Raw genomic sequence first — 20132 nt, forward strand, 5'->3', positions numbered from 1 at the left:
ATGATTGATTACATAGAGGGGAAAGTACTACTGATTAATAAGCCGCTTCGATGGACCTCTTTTGATGTAGTCAAAAAAATACGCAACACTTTGCGCACAGCTCTTAATATCAAAAAAATTAAGGTCGGACATGCAGGAACACTAGATCCATTAGCCGATGGTTTACTCATAGTATGCACTGGAAAATTCACCAAACGCATCAATGAGTTTCAAGGTCAAGAAAAAGAATATGTAGGTGAATTTACTCTAGGTGCTACTACTCCGTCTTATGACTTAGAAACAGAAATTGATCAAACGTTTGAATACAACCACATTAGCGAAGAAATGCTGAAGTCAGCAGCGAAATCACTAACAGGTGACATTATGCAAACACCCCCTATTTATTCGGCTATTAAACAAGATGGCAAACGGCTATATGAACACGCCAGAAAGGGTGAGGAGGTAAAGATTAAAGAACGAATGGTTCATGTTTCAGTATTTGAAATAGAAAAGGTAGAGATGCCAAAGGTCAATGTGAGAATTGTCTGTAGTAAAGGTACATATATACGCTCGCTAGCACAGTCATTTGGAAAAAAACTGAATAGTGGAGCGCACCTAAGTCAGTTAAGACGAACTAGAATTGGCATGTTGGAACTCAGTCAAGCAATTGAAATTCAAGAGTTTATAGACTCTTTTTCTGACACAAATAATCGATTATCTGAACATTAATTTAGTATATTTGCGCACTTTTTTACTAAGAATATAAGAACATCATGATAAAAAGAAAGCTCTCACAATTTAATTTTGAATTACCAGAAGAACTTTTAGCAGAAAGACCTGCTTACAACCGAGATGAGTCTCGACTAATGGTAGTCGACAGAAAAACGGGTAACATTGAACACCGATTATTCAAAGACTTAGTTGACTATTTCGATGAAGGTGATGTTATGATTTTCAACGATACTAAAGTTTTTCCAGCTCGAATGTATGGAAACAAAGAAAAGACTGGTGCTAGAATTGAAGTCTTTTTATTAAGAGAATTAAATAAAGAAAACCTATTGTGGGATGTATTGGTAGATCCTGCTCGTAAAATAAGAATAGGTAATAAATTATACTTTGGAAATGACGATAGCCTAGTGGCTGAAGTAATAGACAACACCACTTCTAGAGGTAGAACCCTTCGTTTTCTTTATGATGGTAGTTATGAGGAGTTTAGAGAAAAACTAAATGAACTTGGCGAAACACCATTACCAAAATATATCAAAAGAGAGCCTGACGCTGAAGACGAAGAACGTTATCAAACGATTTACGCTAAAACTGAAGGTGCTGTAGCAGCTCCTACGGCTGGTTTGCACTTTAGTCGTGAGCTTATGAAAAGGTTAGAAATTAAAGGTTTAGAATTCGCTAACCTTACCCTTCATATTGGTCTAGGAACATTTAGAGCTGTTGAAGTAGAAGACTTGAGTAAACACAAAATGGACTCTGAAGAGGTTATCATTAGTGAAGAAACATCTGATATTATCAATACTGGAATTAAAGAAAAAAGAAGAATCTGTGCTGTTGGCACAACGTCAATGAGAGCTATTGAAACTTCGGTAACTACTCAAGGGCTAATGACTCCATTCACTGGCTGGACTAATAAATTCATTTACCCTCCTTATGATTTCAGTATTGCTAATTGTATGATCACCAATTTACATACTCCAAAATCTACACTATTGATGATGGTAAGTGCTTTTGGTGGCCACGACCTAATAATGAACGCATACGAAGAAGCTATTAAGGAGAAATACAATTTCTTCACTTATGGTGATGCTATGCTGATACTATAAAAGTGAAACAATATATAATCATAGTTGCTGGGGGTAGCGGAAGCCGAATGGGTTCTACTATCCCTAAGCAGTTTTTAGACCTTAACTCTAAACCCATTTTGATGCATACCATTAATAAAATGCACCAGAGTTTGGAAGGTTCTGAAATCATATTAGCATTACCGAAGTCGGAGTTTGGTACTTGGAAAAGTCTATGTCAACAACACCAATTTGATATTAGCCATCAGCTAGTAGAAGGGGGTAACACGCGCTTTGAATCGGTAAAAAACGCTTTGCAAAAAATAAGTGAGAAATCGGTTATTGCCGTTCATGATGGTGTTCGACCGCTTGTTAAAGAAAGTGTTGTTAAGCAATGTATGCAAACCGCAAAAGATAAAGGAGCTACTATACCCGTTTTAGAAATTGAAGAAAGTTTAAGGCAAAAAACTGATCATGGTAGCACTGTTGTAAATAGAGACGATTACCTCATCGTTCAAACACCACAATGTTTTACTAGCGAAATATTACTTGAAGCCTATCAACAAAAATATACCCCTTCATTTACAGATGATGCATCTGTCGTTGAGGCTATGGGTATAGAAGTGCAGCTCATACAAGGCAATAAAGAAAATATCAAAATCACGACTCAAGAAGACTTAAAAATAGCAGAGATATATACCTCTCTCTAGTGTATATTCTGTCAAAATAATTTAACCACTTGACTGTCTTGTGTAAGCTTTCCGTTCACTATATGGTTAATGTGGTTTATGCCTGGAGTTTTCCCCTTCTGAAAAGTGCCAAGTGCAGCAAGGTCAAGAAATTCAGCACCATTTTTACAAGCCCACTCAATCAACAATTCTAAAGGAACAAAAGGTTGAATTGTTTTCATTTCTTCCAAAATACAAAGCGTATCGTTTGAGGCTAAACTATCTGTGCCAATTGTCATCTTTGCTTTAGAGTCTATGAACTGCTGATAGTTAGGCAATTGATTTTCTATGTACAAATTAGCTTTGGGACAAGTACACCAAAACAAATTATTATAGTTGGATAATGCCTCATGTAAATCTTGTTTAGATGTAAACGTATTATGCACCAACAAAGTAGGAGCATGTGGCAATAGTGGAAGTGTGCTTTGAAGAGCGGTTTTGCCTGTATATTTGAAAAATTCTTTAGCAATAAGCTGTAACAGTAAATCGCCTGTTCCGTTTAAAAACATCTCATCCTCAGTATTGGTTTCTTGACTGTGTATGCTGATTTTTTCGCCTTTATTATGTTTTTTTATCTTTTCTAAAAGTGGTAGAGAAACGGAGTAATTGGCATGAGGAGTTAAAGAGTTTGGAGTATTACATTGTTTACTCAGTTGAAGTCCCCTTTCAAAGACCTCATCGGCTCTACTAGGATTTGAAGCAAATAATTCTATGAACGAATAGTAAAACATCAAACTTCTTTCTTTGACTTGAAAAGTATCGGCTGTATTGCATATATCAGCAACAGCAACAATACCACGTTCATACATTTGTTTATCGGCTATTTTCATAGCTTGTAATTTCACTTGTCTATCTGCCTTTCTTATTTGACCTATAGAATTGATAAAATGAGGTAATCCTGTTTTTTGGGCCAACTCACCTCGCAAATGCGACAACTCTAAATGGCAGTGCGTATTGATAAAGCCGGGGCAAATCGCTCCTTTATAATATTCTAATTTATGGGACTCTATTTGACGTTTGTCATCTAGTATATCCATTATTTTACCCTCATCATTTATGACAAGGACGCCATCTGAAATAGGGCTTGAATAAGCCGTCAAAATGATATCTGAAGTTAAGTAGCGCATAGAGCGTACAAAGATAGTATCTTTGTACGCTCTATGTCTTTAGATAAAAAAAATATTCGCGCACTGACCTTAATTGAACTTAAGGACTTTTTCGAACAAAATAATAAGCCTACTTTCAGAGCAAAACAGGTTTATGAATGGCTATGGAAAAAATCTGTTTCTTCATTTGAAGAAATGCGTAATGTTTCCAAAGAGACCATACAATTATTAGATAACCATTTTGTAATTCAACATGCAAAGATTACAGAATCTCAAAAAAGTGAGGATCGTACTATAAAATCTGCTTTTGGCTTATACGACAATAACAATGTTGAGGGAGTGCTAATCCCAACAAAAAGTAGGATGACCGCTTGTATCTCCTCGCAGGTAGGTTGTAGTTTAACATGTAAATTTTGCGCTACTGGAAAATTAGATCGATTGAGGAATTTAAATGCCGATGAAATTTACGACCAAGTTTTTATGTTAAACCAACAGGCTCTCAACAACTATAACCAAAGGTTAAGTAACATCGTTTACATGGGTATGGGAGAGCCCCTATTGAATTATAGGAATGTTTTAGAATCTATTGAAAAAATCACCTCCACAGATGGGCTTGCAATGTCGCCAAAGCGAATTACCGTTTCAACGGCTGGAATAGCAAAACTGATTAAAAAGCTAGGTGATGATGAGGTAAAATTCAACCTCGCACTATCTTTGCACGCTGCCAACGATGAAAAGCGAGATTATATTATGCCCATCAATGAACAAAACTCACTAGATGCCCTTAAAGAAGCCATCATTTATTTTTACCAAAAAACAGAAACACGAGTCACTTACGAATACATCATTTTCAAAAACTTTAATGATGAGCTTAGTGACGCCCAAGAGCTTGCCGAATTTGCCAAAATAACTCCATGTAAAATTAATATCATAGAATATAACCCCATAGACGATGGCGAATTTCAACAAGCTAAAAGAGAAAAGGTAGATGCTTTTGTAAATTATCTAGAGAGTAAAAATCTCATTGTAAATGTGAGAAGAAGTCGAGGCAAAGACATAGATGCAGCATGCGGTCAATTGGCTAATAAACTCGTAAAATCCTAGTATCTTTGTACCTCCTCTAAAAACAGTAAATGAATACTATAAGAGAGATTAAAAAACCCATTCAGCAAGAGATGCTCTTGTTTGAAAAGAAATTTAAAAGCTCCCTGAATAGCAATGTTCCTCTTTTAGATAAAATCTTACACTATATCGTAAAACGGAAAGGGAAACAGATGCGCCCCATGTTTGTTTTTTTAAGCGGTAAGCTTTTTGGTGATGTCAACGAAAGTAGTTTTAGAGCTGCATCCCTTATTGAACTTCTACATACCGCAACATTAGTACACGATGACGTCATTGACGACGCTAATATGCGAAGAGGATTTTTCTCCATCAATGCACTTTGGAAAAACAAAATTGCCGTACTTGTTGGGGATTATCTCCTATCTCAAGGGCTGTTAATGTCATTAGAAAACCAAGAGTACGATTTACTTCAAATTGTATCGAAGGCAGTAAAAGAAATGAGTGAAGGAGAGCTTTTACAAATCGAAAAAGCTCGTAAACTTGATATTGAAGAAGACGTTTACTTTGAAATTATTAGACAAAAAACGGCGACACTCATCGCTGCATGTTGTGCTTGTGGTGCCGTCGCTGCTAATCAAGATAAAGAAACCGTTGAACGTATGCGAAAATTTGGAGAACTCATCGGCATTGCTTTTCAAATGAAGGACGATTTATTTGATTACTACAACGAAGATCTTATCGGGAAGCCAACAGGTATTGATATCAAAGAACAAAAGATGACCTTACCTTTGATTTATACCTTAAAGAATAGTGACAAAAAGCAAAAGAAATATATAATTCAAACCGTAAAGAATCACAATACTAATAGTGAGCGTGTCGCTGAAGTATTAGATATAGTTAAAAGAAGTGGAGGGATTGATTATACTATTGACAAAATGAAATCCTACCAAAAGGAAGCTCTACAAGTGTTGAAAACTTTTGATGACAATGAAAGCCGAAAGTCTCTAGAACTTTTAGTAAATTTCGTCATCGAAAGAAAGAAATGATTCCAAAGGAAACCATAGATACCATTTTTGAAACCGCTCGAATAGAAGAGGTTGTTGGAGATTTTGTTACCCTCAAAAAAAGAGGAGCAAATATGCTTGGGAACTGCCCCTTTCACGATGAAAAAACCCCTTCTTTTACGGTTTCACCAACAAAAGGCATTTATAAATGTTTTGGATGTGGTAAAGGCGGACATGCTGTAAACTTTGTAATGGAGATTGATCAGCTAAGCTATCCAGAAGCGCTGAAGTACCTTGCCAAAAAGTACAATATTGAAGTTCAAGAAGAGGAACAAACGCCAGAACAAATAGAGAAAGCCAACGCAAGAGAAAGTTTATTTATCGTTAACTCATACGCTAAAGACTACTTTCAAGATAGTTTAAATAAATCTATTGAAGGCAAAGCGGTTGGCTTGAGCTATTTTAAGGAAAGAGATGTTTCAGTGGAAATGATTGATAAATTTCAATTAGGCTATAACCCCGATAATTGGGATGCGTTTACAAAGTCTGCATTAGAAGCCTCTTACAAAAAAGAGTTTTTAGAAAAAACAGGCCTTAGCATATTTAAAGATGATAAGGCATTCGATCGGTTTAAAGGTCGTATAATATTTCCTATTCATAGTATCTCGGGTCGAATTGTAGGTTTTGGAGGAAGGACATTAAAAAAAGACGATAAAGCAAAGTACCTCAACTCGCCAGAAAGTGAAATCTATCACAAGAGTAAAGTCTTGTATGGGATATACTTCTCTAAATCGGCCATAGTAAAAAATGACAACTGCTTAATTGTTGAAGGATATACAGATGTTATATCCATGCATCAGTCAGGTATTGAAAATGTCGTTGCATCTTCTGGAACAGCACTGGGCACAGAACAAATTAAACTAATAGGGCGATACACCAAAAACATTACACTACTATTCGACTCAGATAACGCAGGGATTAAGGCCGCCACAAAAGCTATTGACCTTATCCTTGCTGAAAGCATGACTGTCAAAATAGCTCTTTTACCTGAAGGTGAAGACCCAGACAGCTATGCTAAAAAATTCGGTGGCGAGGGATTAACTCATTTCATCAACAAAAACTCTAAAGACTTTGTAGAATTTAAAATTGCCCTATTAGACGAAAAAAGCAAAAATGACCCTATAAAAAAGGTAAGCCTCATAAACAATATTATGCTGTCAATAGCCCTAATACCAGATGGTATTACACGTGAAGTTTATATTGATAAGTGCAGCAAGTTATTAGAGGTAGGAAAAGCAGAGCTAGAAAACAAAGTCCATGAATTAATCCATAAGACCAAGCCTGTAAAAAAAGCAGAAAGGCAAACTGCTAAAAAGATTGAGCAAACACAAACTGTTACTAAAGATAAGGCCAAGTCTGAGTTTCAAGAGAAAGATATTATCCGATTTATGTTACAGTACGGCCATTACTTTTTAAACTTCGAAAACACGGATAATAATAGCGAAGAGAATAAAGTATATGTTGTTCACTATATCATTTCAGAATTTAGAAATCAAAAGGTTTTTTCAAATCCGAATTACAGCTTGATTTTTAATACCTTCGAAGAAGCTCTTAGCCAGGGTGAGCTGCTAACAGAAGAGTACTTTACTCAACATAAAGACCCTGAGATTTCTCAAGTTGCTGTTGATATTATTAGCAATGAACATGCTATAAGCCAAAAATGGAAAGAGCATGGCATTTATACTGAAACCGAAGAAATGCAGTTAAAGAAAGCGGTTGATACGGCCATTTATTCTCTTAAAATAGCCAAAATTGTTGAGCGCATTGAAGTTAAAACCACTGAACTAGCAAATGGTAGTGAGAATGATGAAAAGCTACTCGTAGAAATTAACGACATGCTAACAATTAAAAGAGAAATCTCTGCAAAACTAGGTAGAATTGTACTAGGATAAAGTGTCTTTTCTAAGGTCTTTTATCCTTAACTGCAAGTTTGTTGTACCGTTCCATTCGTTTAAATCCATAACAAAGCAAACATCAAAACTCTGCTTATCCTGAACCATAGGAAAGCGATCAGACATACCAAAACCAATTCCATCTAAAGTTTTTGAATTATCCGAATCTGTTAAAGCTAGTTTAAGGTGGTTTTTTTCTTGACCTATCAATCGTCCAGTGCCATTGTCAATCATTCCTTTTACCATAAAAACAGGCCTACTATTAGCAGGTCCAAATGGTGCCATTTGTTCAATTATTCGGAAGGTTTTCTTATTAATGTCAGCAATAGACATTTCGAGATCTATACTGATCTTTGGTGTTAGCATCTCCGAGGTTATAGTTTCGCTAACAACCTGTTCAAATTGCTTAATAAAGGCCTCCAGATTTTCTTTTTTTAACGTTAATCCGGCAGCATACTTATGCCCACCAAACTGTTCCAATAAATTGGAACAAGAATCAATAGCATTATATACATCAAATCCACTTACCGAACGAGCTGAACCAGTAAGCTTACCATGACTTTCAGTCAAGACAATCGTTGGTCTATAATGAGTTTCTATCAGTCGAGAAGCTACAATGCCTACGACTCCTTTATGCCATTTTTCACTAAAAACAACAGTTGTTTTTGCATTAGGAACAATCTTTTCTAAGGCTTCTTTTGTTATGTTTTGGTCTAGTTCTTTTCGAGTTAAATTATGCTTATCAATATATTCTGCCTTTACTTTTGCTTGTGAAAAGTCTTCTTGTACTAACAATTCAACAGCTTTATTTCCATGTTCTATTCTACCGGCAGCATTGATTCTTGGTGCCAAACCAAATACAACATCGGAAATATTGAATATCTCTTTTCTGTTAGCAACAGTCATTAAGGCTTTAAGTCCAATTCTTGGGTTAGAATTAAGTTGTTGTAAACCGTAAAACGCTAACACTCTGTTCTCATCAATGATAGGAACTATATCAGCCGCAATACTTACCACCACTAAATCCAATAATGGTATAAGGACTTCAAACGGTAAATTGAAATACTGATGATATGCTTGTGCTAATTTAAATCCTACTCCACATCCACACAGTTCTTTAAAAGGATAATTGCAATCCATTCTTTTAGGATCTAAAACAGCTACTGCCGAGGGTAGTTTTTCACCTGGTCTATGGTGATCACATATTATAAAATCTATGCCTTGATCTTTGGCGTATGCCACTTTTTCAACGGCTTTAATACCGCAGTCTAAGCATACAATCAAAGTAAATCCATTGCTTTTAGCATAATCAATTCCTTTATAAGAAACGCCATAACCTTCTTCGTATCTATCAGGTATATAATACTCTACATGAGAGCATTTGTTCTTTAAAAAAAGATACATTAAAGATACGGCAGTAGTTCCATCGACATCGTAATCGCCATAGACTAGAACTTTTTCATTACCGCTGATAGCAGTGTGCAACCTGTTAACAGCCAAATCCATATCCTTCATTAAAAAAGGATCATTAAGGTCTGATAATTGGGGTCTAAAAAATTGTTTAGCCTCTTCGAAAGTATTAATTCCCCTTTGCGCAAGTAAAGTAGCAATGATAGGCGCAACACCTAAGCTCTCTTGGAGGGAAGAAACTACCTTGGTATCAGGAATAGGTTTTAACGTCCATAAGTTTTCCATATTACTTACTTAAAATATGTGTTTGAGTAAGTACAGAGTGCTTATGGATAAGCTCAAACAATTCGCCAATCATCTGAGGGTCTAAATTGCTGCCTTCGCCCCAATCTTTTCTTGATTTAAGTATTTCAAACCAACGTTCTATCTGAAGAATAGTAACCGCATTTTCTTTTTTGTAGCGACCTATCTCCCTAACTATCTCTGTTCGCTGACCAACAATGTCAACCAACTTTTTATCGATAGAGTCTATTTCCAAACGTAATTTGTTTAGTAATGTCCTAAACTCTGTATTTGTATTCGTTGAAGTTCGTAAAATTAGATTGTCTAACAAAAGACCTAATTCCACAGGTGTAATTTGTTGTTGTGCATCGCTAAGAGCTACAGAAGGATTGTGATGTGTTTCTATCATGAGTCCATCCATGTTTAAGTCCATCGCTGTTTGAGATACTTCGCCCAACATTTGTGGTGTTCCTGATATGTGACTGGGGTCGCAGATAATAGGTAAATCAGGAATTAAACGCTTAAGTTTAATGGGGATTTCCCATTTCGGCTCATTCCTAAATGCTGATTTCTCTAAAGTGAAAAAACCACGATGAATAGCCGATAATTGAGTCACTCCAACTTGATTAAGTCGTTCAATTGCCCCCATCCATAAACTCAACTCTGGGTGTAATGGATTTTTAACCATCACATTTATGTCAACACCTCTCAAAGACTCGGCAATCTCTTGAACGTAAAAAGGATTTACTGTAGTTCTTGCTCCCAACCACAATACGTCTATATCGGCTTTTAAACAGGCTTCTACGTGTTGAGCGTTAGCAACTTCCGTAGCTACTTTTAATGACGTTTTCTGCTTAATAACTTTCAACCATTCTAAAGCCTTTTCTCCTACACCTTCAAATGAATTAGGTCGAGTACGAGGTTTCCATACGCCTGCTCTAAAAATTGTCGCTTTTCCTTCTAATCCTTGGGCTGTCGTTAAAAGTTGCTCTTGGCTTTCAGCACTACAAGGACCAGCAATAGTAAGTGGTTTAGTAAATTCTTGTTTTTTTATCTCCATCATTTTAATCCTTCCAATACAATCACAAACTCTCCTTTAGGTTCTTTGGCATCGAAGTGAGCCAACACATCAGAAACACTTCCTCGAACTGTTTCTTCAAATTTCTTGCTAATTTCTCTTGAGACAGAAACCTGCCTATCTTCTCCCATATATTCTATAAATTGCTCAAGAGTTTTTTTAACTCTGTAAGGCGACTCATAAAAGACCATAGTTTTTGTTTCTTCTGCCAAAGCTTTTAATCGTGTTTGCCTACCTTTCTTTTGAGGTAAAAACCCTTCGAAAGTAAACTTATCGCAAGGCAATCCAGAATTTACTAAAGCGGGAACAAAAGCAGTAGCGCCAGGCAAACAATCGATCTCTATATCGTTTTTAATACACTCCCTTACTAGTAAAAAACCAGGGTCTGAAATAGCAGGTGTCCCTGCATCGGTAATCAAAGCAATCGTATTCCCATTAAGAATTTCACCTACCCATTTCTCAACCGTTTTGTGTTCATTATGCATATGGTGAGAACGCATAGGAGTAGAAATATTGTAATGGGCCATTAATTTAGCGCTAGTACGTGTGTCCTCAGCTAATATGAGATTTGATTCTTCTAAGATACGAACTGCTCTGAAGGTAAAGTCTTCTAAATTTCCAATAGGTGTTGGGACTACAAACAATTTTGCCATTACACAAATTTAAAAGAAAATAGGGTAAAACTCCATCTCTGGACTGATTAACAGCGCTGGAGCAGGTACTTTTATATAATTAAGCCAATGTTTTACCTTTTTTGCTGTTGGTGTATCCCATCTTTTTAGGACTTGCTTTAAATCATAATCTAAAGCAATGTATATTTCATTATTTCCACCAACTTTTGTTTTACCAGGCGTAAGGTATTGGGTATCATCTAGTCCAAACCCAACAGATATACCGACATCAATATTTTTATCTTTTAGTGGATATACCGTCATCCAATAAGTTTGGTTTACATAGTCGTCTTGATAAGCGTGCGGATGTGGTGGTGCCCATGGTTTTTGTTCTATCCCCAAATCCCAATAATGATTACTCCTTTTATAATAACTCATCTTAAAATCTATGTATTTCATGGGCTTCCAATACCTTTCAGCAACAGGCACTAAAGCCCCTAGTGAGCCCGTACCAAAATCCCACAGACTAAAACCCCAATATGGAGCATAGGCATCTTTCATCTCAATAGCCAATTGAATAAATGAACCCATAGCCGCACCATACAAATACGATTTCTTTTCGTTTAAACCCGCCCACTTAAGGTTGGAATGAAAAAAATCTGCCACAAGAACACCCCCAAAAAAATGACCCCCTTTATCAATATTTTTAGCATACCTAAGGTCAGTACCATCGTCAAAGTGAAAGGCAGTAGACTGATCACTCCACCAAGAATTTTGCACATAAATATAAGATCCGCCCAAAACAGAGGCGCCACTAGCTAAAACAATACCTAACCGATAGGGGTTTACTCGAGAAGAATCTGCCTGTGAATACGCAGAAAAAGTACTGCTAAAAGCGAAAAGAATAAGAAGAAAATAATTTCTCATAGTATAGATGTAAATCAATGCTTACATTTGTTTACAAAGTTAATCGAATGTTTTTAGAAAAGAATAAAATTAGAAAAGGAAGTATTGAGGTCATTTGTGGTTCTATGTTCTCAGGAAAAACAGAAGAATTAATACGAAGACTTGGGCGTGCTAAAATAGCAAAACAGAATGTTATAATCTGTAAACCATCTATTGAAGACAGGTACGATAAAGATAAAGTGGTATCTCATAATATGAGAGCGATTGATTGTGTTGCTGTTGCCGATGCTAATGATATTATGGAGTTATGTAAGGATAAAGAAGTTGTAGGGATTGATGAAGCACAATTTTTCAATAACAACTTAGTTGATGTATGTAACCGATTAGCAAATCAAGGAATACGTGTAATCATCGCAGCTTTAGACATGGACTATGAAGGAAATCCTTTTGAGCCCATTCCTCAGCTAATGTCTATTGCCGAAGACGTAACTAAAGTACGAGCGATATGTATTCAATGTGGCGATTTAGCCAATTATTCGTACAGAATAGTTGATAAAGGGGAACAAATATTATTAGGAGAAAAGAACGAGTACGAAGCACGTTGCAGAAATTGTTTTAGTAAATAATGGCCAATACCCACGAAACCATATTGCATATCAACCTCAACACCCTTGAGGATAACTTTAACTTTCTTAAAAGTAAACTATCTGATGGCGTAAAAACCATTGCTGTGGTTAAAGCTTTTGCATATGGCTTGGGTGATATAGAAATTTCAAAACATCTTGAGAAATTAGGTGTTTATGCTTTTTGGGTAGCAGACTTTGAAGAAGGCGTACAGCTAAGAAAAGAAGGAATAACAAAACCTATAATTGTAGCTAACCCTGGCTTTAAAAGCTTAGATACTATCATAAAATATAAATTAGAGCCTGTTTTATTCAACCACAGACTTCTTGACTTATATGCAAACTGTAAGGACAAAATTTCTGTTCATATAAAGTTCAACACAGGAATGAATAGGTACGGTTTTGATAAAAGTGATTTAAACGATCTAATCTATAAACTTAACAAAAACCCCCAGCTTCACATAGAAAGTGTCTGTTCGCATTTATCATCTTCTAATGATCTCTCTAAAGATGAATCTAGTAAAAAGCAGATGGATATATTTAACACCATCTGTCAAGACTTAGAAAGTGCTTTAGGTAAAAACATACCGTCGCATATAATGAATAGTAATGGTGCAATCCGTTTTAGCACTAATTCTAACGAATGGGTAAGAATGGGAATTGCTTTATATGGTGGCTTAGAACACCCTAATCTGACACAAATATTTAGCTTAAAAAGTGTGGTCAGTCAAATAAGATTTATTGAAAAAGGACAAAGTGTAGGATATCAAAGTTCATTTATTGCAGAAAAAGATATGCACATTGCAATTATTCCGGTAGGGTATGCTGATGGACTGAATCGCAAACTAGGAAATCAAAATGGGCAAGTTTTTATTAAGGATACTGCATGTAGAATAATCGGTGATATTAGTATGGATAGCTTTATTGCTGATATTTCTAATGTAAATGCAAAAGAAGGTGAAACGGTTACTATTTTTAGTCCAAAATATAGCGTGTCTAAATTAGCTAACGACCTAGATACTATCCCTTACGAAATTATGGCCACTCTTAACAGAAGGATTAAACGTGTTTACTTGAAAGAGTAAAAGGAAAAAACAAAAGAAAGATAACAATATAAAACAGCTGTATTGTGATTTTGAAAATAGGAGTCAGATAACATTATTACCAAAAAGACAAAAGGGAAAATCATTCTAAAGTATCCTTGATTTAAGGACTTGTAGGCTTTTAACTGAAAAAAGAAAATCGATAAAAACACTAATAAGCCTATAAGACCAATCTCAAACCAAATGAAAAGGTAATTGTTATGAGGTGTCTTGTGCTCATCAGCAAGAATTCTATTAGCGTGCTCACTAATAGAAGAAAACTCCTCTACAAAGCTTCCGGTTCCATAGCCTAATATTGGCTTTTCTTTTATTTTATCAAGCGAATAATTTAAAAGGTAATAACGTGTGTTTAAATTATTAGCCTTATGTACATCTAAATCGCTTACTTGAGTTTGAGCACTATTTATCCTACTATTAAAATTAGATGATAAAAAATAAGCTGAAAAATTTATACCTAGAAGAACAAGTATTGACAAAAACAAAAATCGTTTTTTATTCCAAAATGCGAGAAGAGAAAATGATAAGAATAAGAGTATGAAAGCTACTTGTCCAGACCTCCCATTTTCAGTATAAAGACTTAGTATATGTAAGATTGTAATAGATATCAATATTATTCTCAGCTTTTTGTTTTTGTATCCATTATACAACAGAAAAAATGAAACCAGAATAGCAAAGGCTAAATATACATTGTGGTCAGTATATGTCATAAATGCAGGGTTATTCCAGTTTTTAGTAAAAAAAGAAGAATACTTAAAAAGGTGTTTTATCCACCCCATATTTATCATCAGAGCAAGGATTGCAGAAAGTGATGTTGCAGAAAGAAAGGCAAAAAGAGAAAACCTAACCTCTTTCTGAGTAAAATCAAGAGTGTACAAAATAGGTAATAATAATAATAATGCGCTTTTTTGAAATAACCAAGCTGCATTATTGTGGTTAGTTCCCCATAGTAATCCCAAGATATATACAAACATCAATAAAAGTAATGACGATATCCAAGGGCTAGCTGTTATCTTTTTCCATTTATCAGAAAAACGCCCCTCAAACAACCAAATAGCTGCTAAAGAGAATACTCCCAAATCTGTTAGAAAAATAGATATAGGAGCAAAAAACGCTAAGGTTATTAATACTATCCCTTTAAGTTTCATTACTGAATGCTATCGCCACGAAGTATTGCGCTGTAAACATCGATGTCATTTAAAACCTCTATGGCTTTAGCAATTTCTTCGTCATGCTTTATCGTTGTCTCAATTTTTCCTTTTTGGTAAAAATAACGAGTTGCTATCTCCATCTCTAAAAGTTCACTTATCTCAGACTTAAATCTTTCGATATCGTTGTTTTTACTCTCTTCCATTTTTGAGCTTATCGATTCTAAGTGCTCTTTTAAATCAGCAAGATACTTTTCTCCCTCAGCGTCTTTCTCTAATTTTTTGATCGCTTTTTCTGTGTTTGTTTCATACTCATATTCTTTATCATTGAGATACTGTTTGAATTGGTCATAAACATCATCTTTAATGACAAAAGACTTAGCGTCATTAATGCTATCGTTGTTTCTTCTAAACTCGTTAGCAAAATTGAATATGTGGCGTTTAGATACTAGACTTCTTAAGATGTTACTAAACTTTTGTGGCTCTATGGAAATATCTGGGGTAATTCCTCCGCCATCAAAAACTGAACGCTCATTGACAAGTGTTTTAAATTCTGTTCTTAAGCTGTCTGGCACTTTACCTACACTCCCATCTTCATCTCTATTAGAATAATCTAGGGCCTGAATACATCTACCACTAGGAATATAATATTTTGCTGTCGTTACTTTCAGTTGAGCGTTATAACTCAATTTTCTGGTTTGCTGAACAAGCCCCTTACCAAAGCTACGTTGGCCTATCACAACGCCTCTATCGAAATCTTGAACAGCTCCCGAAACAATCTCTGATGCTGAAGCTGAACTTCTATTTATTAATACAACTAGAGGTATTTCTGTATCAACAGCCTCATTTCTAGCTTTATAGCTTTTGTCCCAATCTTTAATTTTACCTTTAGTAAAAACGATTTCTTGACCTCTATCAATAAAAATATTAGCCATACTGATAGCCTCATTTAAAAGCCCTCCAGGATTACCTCTTAAATCTAAAACGAGTCCTTTAAGTTCATCATTTGCATTCATTTCTTCATAAGCATCAATCACTTCTTTTGAAATGTTACGGGTAAATGAACGGGTTTTTATGTAACCTATACTGTCAGAAATTAATCCATAATATGGCACTGAATTAAGCTTTATTTCTTCCCTAATTATTTCTACCTCAAACGGTTTGTCTATACCTTCACGTTCAATGAGTACTTTGACCGCTGTGTTAGGCTCTCCTTTTAATACTTTACTAACATCTGAAGTGGATTTACCTTCTACTGTTTCTCCTGCTATTTTAAGAAATTTATCCCCTGCAATAAGCCCTGCTTTATCTGCAGGAAAACCTTCATAGGGCTCACTAACATAAACCCAATCTCCATTCTTAGAAATAACAGCTCCTATACCGCCATACTGACCTGTGGTCATAAATTCAAAATCTTCTTTTTCTGACTCAGGAATATATGTGGTGTAAGGATCCAAAGATTCTAACATAGCATCTATACCTGTTTTCATTAATTCACCTGGGTCAGTTTCATCAACATAAAAGATATTTAACTCTTTGTAAAGGGAACTAAAAATGTCAAGGTTTTTAGAAATCTCAAAAAAGTTATCTACAAAGCCTAACGAAAGAATACTTGCTAAGAATAAGCTTAGTATGAGTGTGTATTTTTTAATTTTTTTCATTTTCAAATTTGAGTATTAAGGAACAGGATCATGCCCATGACCTCCCCAAGGGTGACATGTCGAAATTCGCTTAATGGTTAACCATAAGCCTTTGTAAGGCCCATGTTTCTTAATTGCTTGAAGTCCATATTCAGAACAACTAGGAGTGTATCTACATCTGGGAGAAAACAAAGGAGATATCGCTCCTTTATAAAACAAAATTAAACCTTGCAGCAACACTGAAAATAGTCGGTTCATACTTCATCTGCTAAACGTTGTAAAGTTACACTTATTTTATCTTCAATTTCAGCAAAGGATAAAATGCTTGGCAACGTATATACTAACATTAAATTGATAGTCTTATTGTTTTGTTCTAGAGAATTTAATAGTGTGGATTTTTGTGTACGGTATGCTTCTCTTATCAATCGTTTAACATGATTTCTTTGGCTGGCTTTAGGGAGCCTTTTTTTAGGAACACTTATAGCAACCCTGAGTGGGGTGTCTAAGGTGTTATCTTCATGCCATATTGCTTTGAAAGGGAATTCATAAAAACGTTCACCCTCCAAAAAAAGAGATTCAATTCGTCGTGAACTGCAAAGCCTATCTACTTTTGAGAAACGATGTGAGGCCATACGAATGAAAGGTTAAATTAACGCTTATTAACCTGTTTAATATATTGTTCTAGCGCCATAGTCATAGATGGGTTTTCTGGGCTAGGAGCTTTTATATTCAATTTAAGTCCAGCATCGGCAACAGCCTTTGAGGTGGTTGGACCAAATGCAGCAATTCGTGTGTCGTTTTGCTTGTAATTGGGGTAATTCTGATACAAAGACTTTATCCCTGAAGGAGAATAAAACACTAGTATATCATAAAATACATTTTCTAAATCTGAAAGATCACTACATACCGTTTTATACATTACTGCTTTAGTGAAGTCAAAGCCGCTTTTAGCTAAAAACTCAGGTATGCTATCTTTCAATATATCAGAACAGGGCAATAAAAATTTGCTGTCTTTATTTTTCTTAAGAACAGGTAATAAATCTTCTATCTTCTGTCTTCCAATGAACACCTTACGTTTTCTGTAAGTTATGTATTTTTGGAGGTAGTATGCTATGGCCTCTGAAACACAAAAATATTTCATGTCTTCAGGAACAGTAATACGCGTTGCTTCACACATACGGAAAAAATGATCCATAGAGTTTTTGCTTGTGAATATTACCGCATTATGACTTAGTATACTTATTTTTTGTTGACGGAATTCTTTGGCTGTTAAACCCTCAACATGTATGAATGGTCTGAAATCAATCTTCACATTACATTTCTTTGCCAAACTAAAATAGGGCGACTTGTCAGATTCGGGTTTGGGCTGAGAGACCAAAATAGTCTTTACTTTATTCTCTTTCAAAAGACAGTTTGTTTAATGTTCCACATTAGGCCAAAAACAACTTAATAAAGGTGTTTCACTATAATTATTATTGGCAAAATTTCGAATGTGCAAAGATATATAATTATGTGACTTTTAGGAAGAGAACTATTAAAAAAACTTAAAAAGAGCATTCTTAACCATTTGTATAGCAACGCAAGTAGCAGAAAAATAGTGATGAACCTAAATATAAATTCCTGCTGAAAAGGACCATAAAACAAGATTAATGTGAAAGGGAAAAGCACTACGCCCACTACTTTCTCATAGAGAAAAGATTGAAAAATAACCTCTTCGAATAAATAGTTTTTTTCGAAAATAAAACCTAGGAAGATAAGACAGAAATATTTTGCAATAAAGAATAAGCCTACCCAAAATATTAGGTTAGCATAATAACCCATCGTAGGGTTTTGATATGAAAGAAAAAGGGTAAAAGATAAAATAAAAACAGGCAAAAGATGCAACTTATTACTTGAATTGGATTCTTCCCTTAAAAATTGATTAGAATATTTTTGACTAAACGATGATTTTAGAATCAATGAGAATTGAGTCGTATAATTAAATTTTAAAAAAGCGATATAAAATAATATCAGTATAAGTGATAAAAACACCCATTGGGTAGATGATATAGGATTAAAGTGAGCTATTAAATCCATTTATTCTTCATATCCACTGTTGATCCAATCGATCAATTTTTGCTTATCTGTTTGTAAAAGGTTTCCTGAAGGCGGCATGCGGTAAAACTCATCATCAGAATTAAGCCTATCTATCATTGTATTATCGGTATTATCCAAGTAAACTTGAATAGAAGAATAGTTTGTAAAATCAGAAATATACGCATTCTGACTTGGGGAATGACAGCCCAGACAATTAGACTCAAATATACTTTTAATGCTTGAATAAGTTTCAACTTGTGGGTCAATAGGATCAACAGGATCAATAGGTGTTGGAATCTCTTCCTTTTTACAAGATGTAAAAGACACCGCAATTGCTAGAACAAAAAAAAGAAATGACCTCATATATATTGATTTTCACGCAATTTAGTCAATAATCATAAATTATTCAATAATTTTGTCACCACTTAATTAATATACTTATGTCAACAGATTTATTTCAAGCGCCGGATTATTTTCAGTTAGATGAACTCTTAAGTGACGAACATAAATTAGTTCGTGATGCCGCAAGAGATTGGGTAAAAAGAGAGGTCTCTCCTATTATCGAAGATAGCTGTCAAAAAGCGGAATTCCCTAATCACCTAATTGGTGGTTTAGCAGAAATAGGTGCCTTTGGTCCTTATATTCCTGTAGAATATGGTGGTGCTGGTTTAGATCAAATTTCCTATGGGCTTATAATGCAAGAGTTGGAAAGGGGTGATAGTGGTATTCGCTCTACTGCCTCGGTACAATCTTCATTAGTAATGTATCCTATATTCAAATACGGTAATGAAGAACAGCGTCAACGTTTCCTGCCTAAATTAGCGAGTGGCGAAATGGTCGGTTGTTTTGGTCTTACAGAGCCAGACTTTGGATCTAACCCTGGTGGCATGGTCACTAATTTTAAAGATATGGGTGACCATTACTTGCTTAATGGCGCTAAACTTTGGATTTCTAACTCTCCATTTGCAGACATTGCAATTGTTTGGGCAAAGAATGAAGAGGGTCGTATTAAGGGCTTAATTGTAGAAAGAGGTATGGAAGGGTTTACAACTCCCGAGACACATAACAAGTGGAGCTTGAGAGCATCGGCAACAGGTGAGTTAGTGTTCGATAATGTTAAAGTACCTAAGGAAAACCTATTGCCTAATAAAGACGGTTTAGGTGCGCCTCTTGGATGCTTAGACTCGGCAAGATATGGTATCGCTTGGGGTACAATTGGTGCTGCTATGGATTGCTACGATACTGCTTTAAGATACTCAAAGCAACGTATTCAGTTTGGCAAACCTATTGCAGGCTTCCAACTTCAACAGAAAAAATTAGCTGAAATGATAACTGAGATTACCAAAGCTCAATTTATTACTTGGCGATTAGGAGTCCTTAGAAACGAAGGAAGAGCAACATCAGCACAGATATCTATGTGCAAGAGAAACAATGTGGATATGGCTTTGAAAATAGCTAGAGATGCTAGACAAATGCTTGGTGGCATGGGAATTACTGGCGAATACCCCATTATGCGACACATGATGAATTTAGAGTCAGTAGTGACTTATGAAGGTACTCATGATATTCATTTACTTATTACAGGTTTAGATATTACTGGAGAAAACGCTTTTGTATAATAATCTAAAAACTCAGAT

20 protein-coding genes are annotated in these 20132 nt (G+C 35.3%); 9 read left to right on the top strand and 11 right to left on the bottom strand.

What is annotated here, in order from left to right:
• The 3 genes from truB to P8I29_01835 are packed head-to-tail and all read left to right on the top strand — an operon-like array spanning position 1 to position 2479.
• Positions 1-708 carry a tRNA pseudouridine(55) synthase TruB gene (gene truB, locus P8I29_01825; protein ID MDG1916535.1) on the top strand — a complete coding sequence of 236 codons (708 nt, stop codon included), beginning with the start codon at positions 1-3 and terminating at the stop codon, positions 706-708.
• A gap of 44 nt (positions 709-752) precedes the next feature.
• Positions 753-1811: a tRNA preQ1(34) S-adenosylmethionine ribosyltransferase-isomerase QueA gene (gene queA, locus P8I29_01830; GenBank protein MDG1916536.1), complete on the top strand. Its 1059-nt coding sequence runs from the start codon at positions 753-755 to the stop codon at positions 1809-1811.
• A 2-nt stretch (positions 1812-1813) separates the two neighbouring features.
• Positions 1814-2479 (top strand): 2-C-methyl-D-erythritol 4-phosphate cytidylyltransferase, encoded by a 666-nt coding sequence (locus P8I29_01835; GenBank protein MDG1916537.1) that lies wholly within the window; start codon positions 1814-1816, stop codon positions 2477-2479.
• Positions 2480-2490: 11 nt separating this feature from the next.
• Here P8I29_01835 and P8I29_01840 read toward each other — a convergent pair whose 3' ends face one another.
• The gene (locus tag P8I29_01840) at positions 2491-3624 is read right to left on the bottom strand and encodes an amidohydrolase family protein (GenBank protein ID MDG1916538.1); all 1134 of its coding nucleotides are present in this window, start codon (positions 3622-3624) and stop codon (positions 2491-2493) included.
• Between the two features lie 33 nt (positions 3625-3657).
• Between P8I29_01840 and rlmN the strand changes: the two genes are divergently transcribed.
• The 3 genes from rlmN to dnaG are packed head-to-tail and all read left to right on the top strand — an operon-like array spanning position 3658 to position 7621.
• A complete protein-coding gene (rlmN, locus tag P8I29_01845; protein MDG1916539.1) occupies positions 3658-4707 on the top strand; it encodes a 23S rRNA (adenine(2503)-C(2))-methyltransferase RlmN in 1050 nt (349 codons plus the stop codon).
• A gap of 29 nt (positions 4708-4736) precedes the next feature.
• Positions 4737-5711 (top strand): polyprenyl synthetase family protein, encoded by a 975-nt coding sequence (locus P8I29_01850; protein ID MDG1916540.1) that lies wholly within the window; start codon positions 4737-4739, stop codon positions 5709-5711.
• Positions 5708-7621: a DNA primase gene (gene dnaG, locus P8I29_01855; GenBank protein ID MDG1916541.1), complete on the top strand. Its 1914-nt coding sequence runs from the start codon at positions 5708-5710 to the stop codon at positions 7619-7621. Before P8I29_01850 ends, dnaG begins: the two co-directional genes overlap by 4 nt.
• Here dnaG and recJ read toward each other — a convergent pair.
• The 4 genes from recJ to P8I29_01875 are packed head-to-tail and all read right to left on the bottom strand — an operon-like array spanning position 7613 to position 11929.
• A complete protein-coding gene (gene recJ, locus P8I29_01860) occupies positions 7613-9316 on the bottom strand; it encodes a single-stranded-DNA-specific exonuclease RecJ (GenBank protein MDG1916542.1) in 1704 nt (567 codons plus the stop codon). The genes dnaG and recJ overlap by 9 nt on opposite strands.
• A gap of 1 nt (position 9317) precedes the next feature.
• The gene (locus tag P8I29_01865) at positions 9318-10376 is read right to left on the bottom strand and encodes a chorismate mutase (GenBank protein ID MDG1916543.1); all 1059 of its coding nucleotides are present in this window, start codon (positions 10374-10376) and stop codon (positions 9318-9320) included.
• Positions 10373-11044 carry a 16S rRNA (cytidine(1402)-2'-O)-methyltransferase gene (gene rsmI, locus P8I29_01870; GenBank protein ID MDG1916544.1) on the bottom strand — a complete coding sequence of 224 codons (672 nt, stop codon included), beginning with the start codon at positions 11042-11044 and terminating at the stop codon, positions 10373-10375. The genes P8I29_01865 and rsmI overlap by 4 nt, the downstream gene beginning before the upstream one ends.
• Positions 11045-11053: 9 nt before the next feature.
• Complete coding sequence (locus tag P8I29_01875; protein MDG1916545.1) at positions 11054-11929, bottom strand: DUF2279 domain-containing protein; 876 nt, start codon at positions 11927-11929, stop codon at positions 11054-11056.
• Between the two features lie 47 nt (positions 11930-11976).
• Here P8I29_01875 and P8I29_01880 point away from each other — a divergent pair, with 47 nt between their 5' ends.
• Entirely contained in the window at positions 11977-12534 is a 558-nt protein-coding gene (locus P8I29_01880; GenBank protein ID MDG1916546.1) for a thymidine kinase, read from the top strand.
• On the top strand, positions 12534-13616 hold the full coding sequence (gene alr / locus P8I29_01885) for an alanine racemase (GenBank protein ID MDG1916547.1): 1083 nt from the start codon (positions 12534-12536) through the stop codon (positions 13614-13616). Before P8I29_01880 ends, alr begins: the two co-directional genes overlap by 1 nt.
• Here alr and P8I29_01890 read toward each other — a convergent pair.
• The 6 genes from P8I29_01890 to P8I29_01915 form a co-directional block, all read right to left on the bottom strand.
• On the bottom strand, positions 13601-14779 hold the full coding sequence (locus P8I29_01890) for an O-antigen ligase family protein (GenBank protein ID MDG1916548.1): 1179 nt from the start codon (positions 14777-14779) through the stop codon (positions 13601-13603). The genes alr and P8I29_01890 overlap by 16 nt on opposite strands.
• The gene (locus tag P8I29_01895; protein ID MDG1916549.1) at positions 14779-16440 is read right to left on the bottom strand and encodes a S41 family peptidase; all 1662 of its coding nucleotides are present in this window, start codon (positions 16438-16440) and stop codon (positions 14779-14781) included. Before P8I29_01895 ends, P8I29_01890 begins: the two co-directional genes overlap by 1 nt.
• Before the next feature lie 15 nt (positions 16441-16455).
• Positions 16456-16677: a membrane protein insertion efficiency factor YidD gene (gene yidD, locus P8I29_01900; GenBank protein ID MDG1916550.1), complete on the bottom strand. Its 222-nt coding sequence runs from the start codon at positions 16675-16677 to the stop codon at positions 16456-16458.
• Positions 16674-17051 carry a ribonuclease P protein component gene (rnpA, locus tag P8I29_01905; protein ID MDG1916551.1) on the bottom strand — a complete coding sequence of 126 codons (378 nt, stop codon included), beginning with the start codon at positions 17049-17051 and terminating at the stop codon, positions 16674-16676. The genes yidD and rnpA overlap by 4 nt, the downstream gene beginning before the upstream one ends.
• A gap of 17 nt (positions 17052-17068) precedes the next feature.
• On the bottom strand, positions 17069-17824 hold the full coding sequence (locus P8I29_01910; protein MDG1916552.1) for a uroporphyrinogen-III synthase: 756 nt from the start codon (positions 17822-17824) through the stop codon (positions 17069-17071).
• Between the two features lie 671 nt (positions 17825-18495).
• Complete coding sequence (locus P8I29_01915; GenBank protein ID MDG1916553.1) at positions 18496-18858, bottom strand: hypothetical protein; 363 nt, start codon at positions 18856-18858, stop codon at positions 18496-18498.
• Between the two features lie 77 nt (positions 18859-18935).
• Here P8I29_01915 and P8I29_01920 point away from each other — a divergent pair, with 77 nt between their 5' ends.
• Entirely contained in the window at positions 18936-20114 is a 1179-nt protein-coding gene (locus P8I29_01920; GenBank protein MDG1916554.1) for an acyl-CoA dehydrogenase family protein, read from the top strand.
• Positions 20115-20132 lie beyond the last annotated feature (18 nt).

The organism is Flavobacteriales bacterium, from assembly GCA_029248105.1.
Classification (GTDB): domain Bacteria; phylum Bacteroidota; class Bacteroidia; order Flavobacteriales; family UBA7312; genus UBA8444.